Here is a 13,271-nt window from a genome sequence, read left to right as displayed (position 1 = left end):
TCGCCTCGTCCGCCAACCGGTTCGCCGACTTCCCGAACGACAGCGAGACACAGCCATGCGTCTCAGGCGCCTTTCCGCCACCCTGTGGCTGCTGGCCATGGCCGGCAATGCCCTCGCCTCGCCCTTCTATGCGCCGCCCGCGCCGGAGCCGGATGCCCCGCCCTGGAGCGGCGAGAGCGAGCTCGGCTTCACCCACCTGGCCGGCAACACCGACAGCCAGACGCTAATCGCCAAGGGGCGCCTCGTCTGGCTGACCGGCCCCTTGACCCACAGCCTGCGCGGTGAGGTCCGCCACGTGACCCAGGACGACGAGACCAGCGCCGAGCAATACCTGGTGGCCATGCGGGAACGCTACGAGATCCAGGGCCCGCATTACCTGTTCGGCTTCGCCCGCTGGGACAAGGACCGCTTCAGCGGCTACGATAACCAGTTCACCACCATCGCCGGCTACGGCCGGCAGCTCCTCGACAGCGACGCCCAGTCGCTGTCCCTGGAGGCCGGCCCCGGCTATCGCTTCGACAGCGTACGCGACGCCGAGGACGAGCAGCTCGCCGTGCTCTACGGCGCCATGGACTACCGCTGGAAGTTCTCCGACAGCGCGAGTTTCAGCCAGGAGCTGTCGGTCGAGGCCACCGACGACAATACCACCTCCCGCTCGCTGACCTCGCTGACGGCGCGCCTCACCGACCACCTGGCGCTCAAGCTGTCCCACGAGATCGAGCACAACTCCCGCCCCCCCGAGACCGCCACGGCGCGCACCGACCTCACTACCAGCGCCTCGGTACTCTTCGACTGGTAGGCCAGACACGACGCCGCCGGCCCGAGGGCCGGCGGCGTCGTGTCATGGACCGCCCACAGGCGTCAGTCGCCGTAGACATCCTCCACCGTCTTCAGGGGATAGTGGGAGGGATAGGGCTTGCGCGCCACGCCGGAGTCCACCGCCGCCTGGGCCACCGCCGCGGGCACCCGCTCCAGCAGCCGCACGTCCACCGGCGTGGGGATGATGTAGTCGCGCCCGAAGGTCAGGCTGTCCTTGTCGTAGGCATCCAGCACCGCCTGGGGGACCGGTTCCCGGGCCAGGTCCTTCAGCGCATGCACCGCCGCCACCTTCATCTCCTCGTTGATGCGGGTGGCCCGCACGTCCAGGGCCCCGCGGAAGATGAACGGAAACCCCAGGACGTTGTTGACCTGGTTGGGGTAGTCCGAGCGCCCCGTGGCCATGATCACGTCCGGCCGGGTCTCCCGGGCCAGGTCGGGATGGATCTCCGGGTCCGGGTTGGTGCAGGCGAAGACCACCGGGTTCGGGGCCATCTTGCGGATATGCTCGGCGGTCATCAGCCCGGGGCCGGAGAGCCCGACGAAGACATCGGCCCCGTCGATGGCATCGTCCAGGGTGCGCTTGTCCGTCTCGACGGCGAACACGGCCTTGTACTGGTTGAGATCCTCGCGACCGCTGTGGATCACGCCCTTGCGGTCGAGCATCACCAGGTTCTCGGCCCGGGCCCCGCAGGAGACCAGCAGCTTCATGCAGGCGATGGCCGCCGCCCCGGCGCCCAGGCAGACGATCCGCGCACTCTCCAGCGACTTGCCGGCGATATCCAGGGCGTTGAGCATGCCGGCGGCGGTGACGATGGCCGTGCCGTGCTGGTCATCGTGGAACACCGGGATGTTGCACTGCTCGACCAGCGCGCGCTCGATCTCGAAGCATTCCGGCGCCTTGATGTCCTCGAGGTTGATGCCGCCCCAGGTGTCGGCGATGCGCGCCACGGTGTCGATGAAGGCCTGAGGACTCTCGGCATTGACCTCCAGGTCGATGGAGTTGATGCCGGCAAAGCGCTTGAAGAGCACCCCCTTGCCTTCCATCACCGGCTTGCTGGCCAGCGCGCCCAGGTTGCCCAGGCCGAGGATGGCGCTGCCGTCGGAGATGACCGCGACCAGGTTGCCCTTGCCGGTATAGAGGTAGGCGTTTTCCGGGTCACGGGCGATCTCGCGAACCGGCTCGGCCACGCCCGGGCTGTACGCCAGGGCGAGATCCCGAGCCGTGGCGGTAGGCTTGGTCAGCTCCACCGACAGCTTCCCGGGAATGGGTTTCGCGTGATAGTCCAGCGCCGCCTGTCTCTTCGCGTCTGTCATGCTCAGGATCCGGTCCACATTGGGGTTGAGACCAACCAGAGTATAAAAAAAATTTCCATTTCTCAACTTGAGCGACTTTTCCTCGACCTCCCCTCGAGACATCGCGCGTTCGCCGACAATCCCGTCTATTTGCCGGAAGTTATATTTCCACCCCTTGCCATAAACAATCCCTTATTGGTTAACCTTAGTCCCCTCTCGACAAAAAAAGAAACCCGCCGGTCAGGGCGGGTTTCATCATCGATGTCGACGGTTTCGGCGTCGCGGCGCCGAACGACGCATCAGCGCTTGAGCGCGGCACCGAAACGCTTGTTGAAGCGCTCGACGCGGCCACCGGTGGTCGCCTGCTTCTGCTTGCCGGTATAGAAGGGGTGACACTGGGAGCAGACATCCAGGGACAGGTCCTGGCCGGCGGTGGAGCCCACTTCGAAGGTGGCGCCGCAGGAGCAGGTCGCACTGACCGCCTTGTAATCCGGGTGGATACCTTGTTTCATCTTGAGCCTCGTTGAGCGGTATGCCGCCACCTGATCTGCTGCCAGGCACCGCATACGGGTTGTCGGAACGTTCGAACCGGTCGCCCGCGCCCCCTGGAGGGACGCGGAGGCGACGCATTCTAGCAGAGCCGCCCCCGGAGGCCAATTGTCCGAATCATCCACCCGGCCCGCCCCCCGCGTGCTGGGCGTCGCCATCCCTTCGCCGCTGCGCCGCCTGTTCGACTACCGCCCCGGTGGCGAGACGCCGGCCGGTGGCTGGCGGCCGGGCCTGCGGGTCCGGGTGCCGTTCGGGCGGCGCCAGGTGGTCGGGGTGGTCCTCGAGTGCCGCGACGACAGCGCCCTGCCGCTGGCCACCCTCAAGCCCGTCGATGCCTGCCTGGACGACGCCCCGCTGCCGGCGGACTGGCTATGGCTGTGCCGCTTCACCGCCCGCTACTACCAGCACGCCCCCGGGGACACCCTGCATCAGGCGCTGCCCGCCCTGCTGCGCCAGGGGCGGGCCCTCGAGGCCCGTACCCGGGAGCGCTGGCGGGTGACACCCGCCGCCGAGCGGGAACCGCCGCCCGGCCTGGCCCGGGCCCCGCGCCAGGCCGAGCTGCTGGCCATGCTGCGCCAGCACCCTCACGGCCTGGTCACCCAGGCCGTGCTCGCCCAGTCGTTCAGCCGCGACCAGCTCAAGGCGCTGGTCGACAAGGGGCTGGTCGAGCGCCTCGAGGAGCCACGGACCGCCACGCCGACCGGCCAGGCGGGACCGCTGCTGGCCGAGCCGGCCCTGCCGCTCCACCGGGAGCAGGCCGCCGCCCTGGCCGTGCTGCACGAGCGCCTCGATGCCTTCCACCCCTGCCTGCTGCACGGGGTCACCGGCAGCGGCAAGACCGAGGTCTACCTGCAGTTGATCGAGGCCGTGGTGGGGCGGGGGCGCCAGGCCCTGGTGCTGGTGCCGGAGATCGGCCTCACGCCGCAGACCCTGGCGCGCTTTCGCAGCCGCTTCCGGGTGCCGGTGGTCGCGCTGCACTCCGGGCTCACCGACCATGAGCGCCTGGACGCCTGGGAGGCCGCCGCCAGCGGCCGCGCGCCCATCGTCATCGGCACCCGCTCGGCGATCTTCACGCCGCTGGCCCGCCCCGGGGCGATCATCGTCGACGAGGAGCACGACGGTTCCTTCAAGCAGCAGGAGGGGTTGCGCTACCACGCCCGGGACCTGGCGGTGGCTCGCGCCCACCGCCATGGGGTCCCGCTGGTGCTGGGCAGCGCCACGCCGTCGCTGGAGACGCTGCAGCGGGCCCTGGCCGGCGACTATCGCCACCTGCGGCTGACCCAGCGCGCCAGCCGCCACCCGCCGGCGCGCCTGGAGCTGGTCGACCTGCGCGGCCGCCCGCGCCGGGGCGGGCTGATCCCGCCGGTCATGGAGGCCATCGCGTCGACGCTGGCCGCCGGCCACCAGGTACTGGTGTTCATCAACCGTCGCGGCTTTGCCCCGACCCTGGCCTGCCACGCCTGCGGGTGGATGGCCGAGTGCGACCACTGCGACGCACGCATGACCCTGCACCGCCAGCCGCCGCTGCTGGCCTGCCACCACTGCGATCGCCGCCGGGCGCTGCCCGACGCCTGCCCCGACTGCGGCAGCGCCGACCTGCGCCCCCTGGGCAGCGGTACCGAGCGCACCGAGGAGACCCTGGCCGAGCGCTTCCCCGAGACGCCCGTCCATCGCATCGACCGCGACAGCACCCGGCGCCGCGACGCCCTGGAGCAGACCCTGACCGAGGTGCGGCGCGGCGCGCCCTGCCTGCTGGTGGGCACCCAGATGCTGGCCAAGGGCCACCACCTGCCCCACGTCACCCTGGTGGTGGTGGTCAACGCCGATGCCGGCCTCTACTCGAGCGACTTCCGCGCCCTGGAACACAGCGCCCAGCTGCTCGAGCAGGTGGCCGGCCGCGCCGGCCGCGCCGCCCATCCCGGCCGGGTGCTGGTGCAGACCCTGCATGCCGACGACTCCAACCTGCGCCTGCTGGCGGCCCGCGGCTACGATGCCCTGGCCGAGCAGCTGCTGGCGGAGCGCCGCGCCGCGGCCCTGCCCCCCTTCCGTCACCTGGCCCTGCTGCGCCTGGAGAGCCCCCGGGAAGAGGCGGCAAGTGAACTCGGTGGCCGCGCCGCCGACGCCTTGCGTGAGCACCTCGCCGAGCGCAGGCTGGCGGTGGACTGCCTGGGCCCGGTGCCGGCGCCCATGGAGCGCCGCCAGAACCGCTATCACCTGCAGGTCATGCTCGGCGCCGACAAGCGCAGCCGGCTCCACGAGGCGGGCGCCTGGCTCGTCGCCTGGCTCGAGGCCGAGCCGGCAGCACGCCGGGTACGCTGGTCGCTGGATATCGATCCCCAAACCCTTAGCTGAAAGCTGGAAGGCAACAGCTTGCCTCAAAAGCCCGCGTCTTGGGCTTTTCTTCCAGCTTCAGGCTTACGTCCGCGAAGCGGACGATCTTCCAGCTCGCGGCTAAGCCGCGGGCAGGGTTTAAAGCCCACGCGCAATTGTCGATAATGTGCGGCCAAATGCCCGCCGACGGGCGAGCGCCACAAGCCCGCGCCACAGGACATCAGATTCCCCATGAAAGACACCATCATCTCCCTGCTGGAGGGCGCCCTGGACGAACTCAAGCGCCAGGACGTCCTGCCTTCCGAGCTCGCCCCGACCATCAAGGTCGACCCGACCAAGGACAAGGCCCACGGCGACTACGCCACCAACCTGGCCCTGATGCTCGCCAAGCCCGCCGGCAAGACGCCCCGCGAGCTGGCCGAGGCCCTGGTTGCGGCCCTGCCGGAGAGCGACGCCGTGGCCAGGGTGGAGATCGCCGGCCCCGGCTTCGTCAACTTCTTCGCCGCTACCGACGCCGCCGCCCAGGTGGTGCGCCAGGTCCTCGACAACGGCGACGCCTTCGGCCGCAGCCTCACCGGCCAGGGCCGCAAGGTGCAGGTGGAGTTCGTCTCCGCCAACCCCACCGGCCCGCTGCACGTCGGCCACGGCCGCGGGGCGGCCATCGGCGACTGCCTGTGCCGCCTGCTGGAGGCGACCGGCCACGACGTCACCCGCGAGTTCTACTACAACGACGCCGGTGCCCAGATCAGCAACCTGGCCCTCTCGGTGCAGGCCCGCGCCAAGGGCATCGACCCCGAGGACGCCGGCTGGCCCGCCGACGGCTACCGCGGCGGCTACATCATCGACGTGGCCAACGCCTACCTGGCCGGCGAGACCGTCCACGCCGACGACCGCCACGTCACCGCCGAGGGCGACCCGGACGACCTGGACGCTATCCGCGACTTCGCCGTGGCCTACCTGCGCCGCGAGCAGGACCTCGACCTGCGCGCCTTCGGCGTGGAATTCGACGTCTACTCCCTCGAGTCCTCGCTGTACCGCGACGGCAAGGTGGCGGCCACCGCGGCGCGCCTGGCCGAGATGGGCCATACCTACGAGCGCGAGGGCGCCACCTGGCTGCGTACCACCGACTTCGGTGACGACAAGGACCGGGTGATGCGCAAGTCCGATGGCGACTACACCTACTTCCTGCCCGACGTCGCCTACCACCTCGACAAGTGGCAGCGCGGCTTCACCACCGTGATCAACGAGCAAGGCGCCGACCACCACTCCACGGTGACCCGGGTGCGCGCCGGGCTGCAGGCCCTGGAGGCCGGCATTCCCGAGGGCTGGCCGGACTACGTGCTGCACCAGATGGTGATGGTCACCCGCTCCGGCGTGGAGGTGAAGCTCTCCAAGCGGGCCGGCAGCTATGTCACGGTGCGCGACCTGATCGACGAGGTGGGCCGCGATGCCACCCGTTTCTTCCTCGCGGCCCGCCGCGCCGACTCGCAGCTGACCTTCGACATCGACCTGGCCCGCTCCCAATCCAACGACAACCCGGTCTACTACGTCCAGTACGCCCATGCCCGGGTCTGCAGCATGCTGCGCAAGGCCGAGGCCGAGGGCCAGCCCTTCGACCATGCCCTGGCCATGGACAGCCTGGCGCTGCTCGACGCCGACCAGGAGAAGACCCTGCTCAACCGCCTGGCGCGCTACCCCGAGGTGGTCGAGCATGCCGCCGCCGCCCGGGAGCCCCAGCAGATCGCCCAGTACCTGCTCGATCTCGCCGCCGAGTTCCACACCTGCTACAACGCGGTGAAGGTGATGGTCGAGGACGACGCCCGGCGCAACGCCCGCCTGGCGCTGGGCCTGGCCACCCGCCAGGTGCTGCGCAACGGCCTGGACCTGATGGGTGTCGGCGCCCCCGAGGAGATGTAAGCCATGGCCAGCCGCAAGCCTCCCGCCAACCGCAAGCGCGGCGCCACCAGCAGCAAGCGGCGCCCGGCCAGGCCCCAGCGGCACGGACTGCCGGGCTGGCTCTGGGGGCTCGCCGGCCTGGTCGCCGGCTTCCTGATCTCCCAGCACCAGCACGGCACGGCGCCCTGGCAGGACGGGCCGATCACGCCGCTGGCCACGGTGGTGCCCAAGCCCGCGCCCTCGTCCGACGGGTCGAGCGACCGGGGGAGCGCGCCGACGCCGGACGAGCCGCGCATGCCGACCTTCGAGTTCTACACCCTGCTGCCCGAGTCCGAGGTGATCGCCCCGGGCGGCCAGGTGCCGGAATCCACGGCCACCCCGCCGCCGAAACCCGCCGAAGCCGACGAGGAGGAGGCCCGTCCAGCGGTCGCCGTGGACGATCCCATCGCCCAGGTGATCGCCGCCAACAGCGCTCCCACCGAGGCGGCCTCGTCCGCCGACGCCGGAGACGACAAGCGCTACGTGCTGCAGGCGGCCTCCTTCCGGGCCTCCGACGACGCCCGTCGCCTGGCCGGCCGCCTCCAGGACTTCGGCCTGCTGGCCAAGATCAGCGAGGTCCAGACCGGCGACGGCGCCACCTGGCACCGGGTCCAGGTGGGTCCCTACAGCGACCGTCGCGAGCTCAACCGCGCCCAGGACCTGATGGTCACCCAGGGCATCGAGCCGCTGCTGCTCCAGCTGCAATGACGGCTCGCCACGGTTGAATTCCCGCCCGGGCGCCCACACCTCCCCTGAAGTTCACTCACGGCGCCCGGGCCACCCGCGGCGCCGAAAGTCATCGGGAGCCTATCGCTTCCACAAGGAGTCCCCTCCATGACCACGATCGTTTCCGTGCGTCGCGGCGACCGGGTGGCCCTGGCCGGCGACGGCCAGGTCTCGCTGGGCAACACCGTGATGAAGGGCAACGCCAGCAAGGTGCGTCGCCTCTACCGCGGCCAGGTGCTGGCCGGCTTCGCCGGCGGTACCGCCGATGCCTTCACCCTCTTCGAGCGCTTCGAGGCCCAGCTCGAGAAGCACCAGGGCAACCTCACCAAGGCCGCCGTGGAGCTGGCCAAGGACTGGCGCACCGACCGGGCCCTGCGCCGCCTGGAGGCGCTGCTCGCCGTGGCCGACAAGCACGCCTCGCTGATCATCACCGGCAACGGCGACGTGGTGGAACCCGAGCGCGGCATCATCGCCATCGGCTCCGGCGGCAACTTCGCCCAGGCCGCGGCCCGCGCGCTGCTCGAGAACACCGAGCTGCCGGCCCGCGAGATCACCGAGAAGTCGCTGGAGATCGCCGCCGACATCTGCGTGTTCACCAACCACAACGTCACGCTGGAAGAGCTCTGACCATGACCCGGATGACCCCCCGCGAGATCGTCCACGCCCTGGACCAGTACATCATCGGCCAGCAGGACGCCAAGCGCGCCGTGGCCATCGCCCTGCGCAACCGCTGGCGGCGCATGCAGCTCGACGGCGAGCTGCGCCAGGAAGTCACCCCCAAGAACATCCTGATGATCGGCCCCACCGGCGTGGGCAAGACCGAGATCGCCCGCCGCCTGGCCAAGCTGGCCGGTGCGCCCTTCATCAAGGTCGAGGCCACCAAGTTCACCGAGGTGGGCTATGTGGGCCGGGACGTGGAATCCATCGTCCGCGACCTCGCCGAGGCCGCCATCAAGCTGGTCCGCGAGCAGGCCAAGGACGAGGTGCGCCACCGGGCCGAGGACGCCGCCGAGGACCGCATCCTCGATGCCCTGCTGCCGCCGCCCCGCGGCCAGGAGGACCAGCCCCGCGCCGAGAGCTCGACCCGCCAGACCTTCCGCAAGAAGCTCCGTGAGGGCGACCTCGACGACAAGGAGATCGACGTCGAGGTGACCCAGCAGGGCCAGGGCATCGACATCATGACCCCGCCGGGCATGGAGGAGATGACCAACCAGTTGCAGAGCCTGTTCTCCAGCATGGGCAAGCAGAAGACCGAGACCCGCCGCGTGGCGGTGCGCGACGCCTTCGCCCTGCTGCGCGACGAGGAGGCCGCCAAGCTGGTCAACGAGGACGACATCAAGCAGCGGGCCATCGAGGCCGTGGAGCAGAACGGCATCGTCTTCCTCGACGAGATCGACAAGGTCGCCAAGGGCAGCGGCCAGTCCAGCGGTGGCGAGGTCTCCCGGGAGGGCGTGCAGCGTGACCTGCTGCCACTGATCGAGGGCTCCAGCGTCTCCACCAAGTACGGCATGGTGAAGACCGACCATATCCTGTTCATCGCCTCCGGCGCCTTCCACCTGTCGCGCCCGTCGGACCTGATCCCCGAGCTGCAGGGCCGGCTGCCGATCCGTGTCGAGCTCGACGCGCTGACGCCGGACGACTTCAAGCGCATCCTCACCGAGCCCTCCGCGTCGCTGACCCGCCAGTACGAGGCGCTGCTCAAGACCGAGGATCTCGAGGTCACGTTCACCGAGGACGGTATCGCGCGCATCGCCGAGATCGCCTGGAAGGTCAACGAGGGCACCGAGAACATCGGCGCCCGCCGCCTGCACACGGTAATGGAACGCCTGCTGGAAGAGGCCTCCTTCAGGGGCTCCGACATCGGCAGCCCGTTGACCATCGATGCCGACTACGTCGACTCCCAGCTCGGCGAGCTGGCGATGGACGAGGACCTGTCGCGTTACATTCTCTAAGACGCGGCTGCGCCGCTTGAAGAAGGAAGAACGGCGCTTCGCGCCTTGAAGGGAGAAGAGGAACCTCGATCCAGGCTTCCTTCTTCCTTCTTCCCTCTTCCGTCTTTTCTCTCACCGGAGGTGCCTATGTCCGCCCCGATTCCCGTCAAGGTGCACTACCACAAGCAGGCCCGCGAACTGGAGCTGAGCTACGAGGGCGGCGAGAGCCACCGCCTCTCGGTGGAATACCTGCGCGTCTTCTCGCCGTCCGCCGAGGTGCGCGGCCACGGCCCGGATTCCGCCACCCTGCAGGTCGGCAAGAAGCACGTCGGCCTGGCCAACATCACCCAGACCGGCCGCTACGCGCTCAAGCTGCACTTCGACGACGGCCACGACAGCGGCCTCTACAGCTGGGACTACCTGTATGCGCTGATCCGCGACCGGGAGGCCAACTGGGCCGACTACCTGCGGCGGCTGGAAGAGGCCGGTGCCTCGCGGGAGCCGCTGGGCATCGAGATCAAGCAGCTGTAGGGCGGCGTCAAGACAAGGGCGACCGGAGGACGCTACAATGGCGCCCCATCGGCGGAGCCATCCGGCTCCGCCTCCCATGTGCAGCTGACTCGGGAGCCTCCCTCGCATGACCCCCAGCGACAAGCGCACCACGCACTTCGGCTATCAGGAAGTCCCGGTCGACGAGAAGGCCTCCCGCGTGGCCCATGTCTTCCACTCCGTGGCGTCCCGCTATGACGTGATGAACGACCTGATGTCCTTCGGCATCCACCGCCTGTGGAAGCGCCTGACCATCGAGCGTGCCGGGGTGCGCCCGGGCCACAGCGTGCTGGACATCGCCGGCGGCACCGGTGACCTGACGTGGAAGTTCTCGCGACTGGTCGGGCCCCGCGGGCGCGTGGTGCTCGCCGACATCAACGAGTCCATGCTGCGGGTCGGCCGCGACAAGCTCCTCGACCGGGGGGTCGGCGGCAACGTCGAGTACGTCCAGGCCAATGCCGAGACCCTGCCCTTCCCCGACAACACCTTCGACTGCATCACCATCGCCTTCGGCCTGCGCAACGTCACCGACAAGGACGCCGCCCTGCGTTCCATGGCCCGGGTGCTCAAGCCCGGCGGCCGCCTGCTGGTGCTGGAGTTCTCCAAACCCGGCAACCCGCTGCTGACCCGCGCCTACGACGAGTATTCCTTCCGCCTGTTGCCGCGCATGGGCGAGCTGGTCGCCGGGGACGCCGACAGCTATCGCTATCTCGCCGAGTCGATCCGCATGCACCCCGACCAGCAGACCCTCAAGGGCATGATGGAAGCCGCCGGCCTGGAGCGCGTCGAGTACACCAATCTCACCGGGGGCGTCGTCGCCCTGCACCGCGGCATCAAGCTGTGAGGTCGTGATGGCGCTGACACCGACCCTGCTGCTGGGCGGCCTCGAACGCAGCCTCAACGCCCTGCTCGCCCGTGACCCCGCCGCCCCCGCGCGCCTCGCCCGCCTGGCGGGCCAGCGCATCCTGCTGCGCCTCGAGCATCCGCCGCTGGCGCTCGCCGTGCACTTCCATGCCCAGGGCCTGGACCTGCTGCGCCAGGACGAGGTCCCCGAGGAGGCCTACGACGTGGTCGTCGAGCTCGACGCCGAGACCCTCGGCGAACTGCTCGGCGGCGCCCCCGTGGAACGGCTGATGTTCCAGGGCAAGCTGGCGGTGCGCGGCCGCATCCACCTGCTGGAGGCGGCCCGGGACCTGCTGCTGGACCTGGACCTGGACTGGGAGGGCGAGCTAGCCCGCTGGCTCGGCGATATTCCCGCCCACAGCCTGGCCGAGAGCATCCGCAGCCTGGGCCGCTGGGGCCTGCGCACCCGCCAGGAGCTGTGTGCCGACGTCTCGGAGTATGTCTTCGAGGAGGCCCGGCTGCTGCCGGGCCGCCACCAGCTCGAGATCCTGCGCGACCACCTCACCGAGCTGGAGGTCGCTACCGACCGCCTCGAGGCCCGCCTCGAGCGCCTGCGCCGGCGACTGACGGGCCAGGAGGGCCGCGCATGATCCCGCGCCTCCTGCGCATCGGCTGGGTGATCACCCGCTACCGGCTCGACACCCTGCTGCCCCTGGAACGCCTGCCCTGGTGGCTGCGCCTGGCGCTGACCCTGTCGCCACTGCGCCTGGTGCCGATCGGGCCCCGTCCCCGGGGCGAGCGCCTGCGCCTGGCCCTGGAGACCCTGGGACCGATCTTCGTCAAGTTCGGCCAGGTGCTGTCGACCCGCCGCGATCTCTTCCCCGAGGACATCGCCGACGAGCTCAGGCGCCTGCAGGACCAGGTCCCGCCCTTCCCCGGTCGCGAGGCCCGCGCCCTGGTGGAGGACGAACTCGGCATGCCGCTGACCGAGGCCTTCGCCGACTTCGCGCCCGAGCCGCTGGCCTCGGCCTCGGTGGCCCAGGTGCATGCCGCCCGCCTGCACGGAGGCGAGGAGGTGGTGGTCAAGATCATCCGCCCGGGCATCGACCGGGTGATGCGCCAGGACATGGCGCTGATGTACCGGGTCGCCGCCGTCCTCGCGCGCATTCCCGAGGCCCGCCGCCTGCGTCCCGTGGAAGTGGTGCGCGACTACGAGTCGACCCTGTTCGACGAGCTCGACCTGACCAAGGAGGCCGCCAACACCTCCCAGCTCAAGCGCAACTTCAAGGGCTCGCCGCTGCTGTACGTGCCGGGCATCCACTGGGAACTGACCCGCCGGCGGGTGATGGTCCAGGAGCGCATCCACGGCGTGCCGGTGGCCGACACCGCGGCTCTGGCGGCTCAGGGCACCGACCTCAAGACGCTCGCCGAGCGCGGCGTGGAGATCTTCTTCACCCAGGTCTTCCGCGACAACTTCTTCCATGCCGACATGCACCCGGGCAACATTTTCGTCTCCCGGGAAACGCCCTGGAACCCCCAGTACATCGCCATCGACTGCGGCATCGTCGGCAGCCTGACCCGCGAGGACCAGGACTACCTGGCCCGCAACCTGCTGGCCTTCTTCCACCAGGACTACTACGAGGTGGCGGCGCTGCACATAGAATCGGGCTGGGTCGGCGAGGATACCCGGGCCAACGAGTTCGCCGCGGCGGTACGCACCGTCTGCGAGCCGATCCTCGAGAAACCCCTCAAGGACATCTCCTTCGGCCAGGTGCTGCTGGGTCTGTTCCAGACCGCACGACGCTTCAACATGGAGGTCCAGCCGCAGCTGGTGCTGCTGCAGAAGACCCTGCTCAATATCGAGGGCCTGGGCCGCCAGCTGTATCCGGACCTGGACCTCTGGGCCACCGCCAAGCCCTACCTGGAACAGTGGATGAAGGAGCGGGCCGGCGCCCGCGGCTTCTGGGACTCCCTCAAGCGCCAGGCGCCGGAACTCTCCCGCCAGCTGCCGGAACTGCCGGTGCTGGCCCACCAGGCCCTGGCCCGCGCCGAGCATGGCCATCACCAGCATCGCCGCCAGGTCGAGGCGGTCGGCGCCATCCGCCGTCAGCTCGACCGCCAGGGCCGGCGTCACCGCCGGCTGCGCCTGGGCCTTCTTGTGGTGGCGGTGGCACTCACCTGGCAACCGCTGGTCGAATGGGCAGGCGGTCAACCCTGGCCGGTGCTCGGCGCCGTGGTGCTGGGCGGCCTGTTGCTGGCGTGGAACTGACGATCCCCTGTAATGGAACCTTCTCC

At 69.9% G+C, this 13,271-nt stretch carries 12 protein-coding genes; 10 read left to right on the top strand and 2 right to left on the bottom strand.

Annotation, left to right across the window (positions count from 1 at the left end; genetic code table 11):
- Positions 1 to 55: 55 nt before the first annotated feature.
- Positions 56 to 799 (top strand): DUF481 domain-containing protein, encoded by a 744-nt coding sequence (locus FHR97_RS04385; RefSeq protein ID WP_183382562.1) that lies wholly within the window; start codon positions 56 to 58, stop codon positions 797 to 799.
- Positions 800 to 861: 62 nt separating this feature from the next.
- Here FHR97_RS04385 and FHR97_RS04380 read toward each other — a convergent pair whose 3' ends face one another.
- Positions 862 to 2,133, bottom strand: coding sequence for a malic enzyme-like NAD(P)-binding protein (locus FHR97_RS04380; protein WP_183382561.1), 1,272 nt, complete (start codon positions 2,131 to 2,133; stop codon positions 862 to 864).
- A gap of 278 nt (positions 2,134 to 2,411) precedes the next feature.
- Positions 2,412 to 2,624: a 50S ribosomal protein L31 gene (gene rpmE, locus FHR97_RS04375; RefSeq protein ID WP_183382560.1), complete on the bottom strand. Its 213-nt coding sequence runs from the start codon at positions 2,622 to 2,624 to the stop codon at positions 2,412 to 2,414.
- A gap of 145 nt (positions 2,625 to 2,769) precedes the next feature.
- On the opposite strand from rpmE, the gene FHR97_RS04370 reads away from it, so the two are divergent.
- From FHR97_RS04370 to ubiB, 9 genes are all read left to right on the top strand, one after another.
- Positions 2,770 to 5,013 carry a primosomal protein N' gene (locus FHR97_RS04370; protein WP_183382559.1) on the top strand — a complete coding sequence of 748 codons (2,244 nt, stop codon included), beginning with the start codon at positions 2,770 to 2,772 and terminating at the stop codon, positions 5,011 to 5,013.
- A 210-nt stretch (positions 5,014 to 5,223) separates the two neighbouring features.
- Positions 5,224 to 6,909 (top strand): arginine--tRNA ligase, encoded by a 1,686-nt coding sequence (gene argS, locus FHR97_RS04365; protein ID WP_183382558.1) that lies wholly within the window; start codon positions 5,224 to 5,226, stop codon positions 6,907 to 6,909.
- Between the two features lie 3 nt (positions 6,910 to 6,912).
- The gene (locus FHR97_RS04360) at positions 6,913 to 7,635 is read left to right on the top strand and encodes an SPOR domain-containing protein (protein WP_183382557.1); all 723 of its coding nucleotides are present in this window, start codon (positions 6,913 to 6,915) and stop codon (positions 7,633 to 7,635) included.
- A gap of 126 nt (positions 7,636 to 7,761) precedes the next feature.
- Complete coding sequence (hslV, locus tag FHR97_RS04355) at positions 7,762 to 8,280, top strand: ATP-dependent protease subunit HslV (RefSeq protein WP_183382556.1); 519 nt, start codon at positions 7,762 to 7,764, stop codon at positions 8,278 to 8,280.
- Between the two features lie 2 nt (positions 8,281 to 8,282).
- Positions 8,283 to 9,605: an ATP-dependent protease ATPase subunit HslU gene (gene hslU / locus FHR97_RS04350; RefSeq protein WP_183382555.1), complete on the top strand. Its 1,323-nt coding sequence runs from the start codon at positions 8,283 to 8,285 to the stop codon at positions 9,603 to 9,605.
- Between the two features lie 126 nt (positions 9,606 to 9,731).
- Positions 9,732 to 10,115 (top strand): gamma-butyrobetaine hydroxylase family protein, encoded by a 384-nt coding sequence (locus tag FHR97_RS04345; RefSeq protein WP_183382554.1) that lies wholly within the window; start codon positions 9,732 to 9,734, stop codon positions 10,113 to 10,115.
- Positions 10,116 to 10,221: 106 nt separating this feature from the next.
- Positions 10,222 to 10,977, top strand: a complete 756-nt coding sequence (ubiE, locus tag FHR97_RS04340; RefSeq protein WP_183382553.1) for a bifunctional demethylmenaquinone methyltransferase/2-methoxy-6-polyprenyl-1,4-benzoquinol methylase UbiE — start codon at positions 10,222 to 10,224, stop codon at positions 10,975 to 10,977.
- A gap of 7 nt (positions 10,978 to 10,984) precedes the next feature.
- Positions 10,985 to 11,626 (top strand): ubiquinone biosynthesis accessory factor UbiJ, encoded by a 642-nt coding sequence (locus FHR97_RS04335; protein WP_183382552.1) that lies wholly within the window; start codon positions 10,985 to 10,987, stop codon positions 11,624 to 11,626.
- Complete coding sequence (gene ubiB, locus FHR97_RS04330) at positions 11,623 to 13,245, top strand: ubiquinone biosynthesis regulatory protein kinase UbiB (RefSeq protein ID WP_183382551.1); 1,623 nt, start codon at positions 11,623 to 11,625, stop codon at positions 13,243 to 13,245. Before FHR97_RS04335 ends, ubiB begins: the two co-directional genes overlap by 4 nt.
- Positions 13,246 to 13,271 lie beyond the last annotated feature (26 nt).

The sequence above is a fragment of the Halomonas stenophila genome (assembly GCF_014192275.1).
Lineage (GTDB): Bacteria > Pseudomonadota > Gammaproteobacteria > Pseudomonadales > Halomonadaceae > Halomonas > Halomonas stenophila.
The sequence above is the reverse complement of the archived record's forward strand: the minus strand, read 5'-3'. Positions and strand labels throughout refer to the sequence as shown.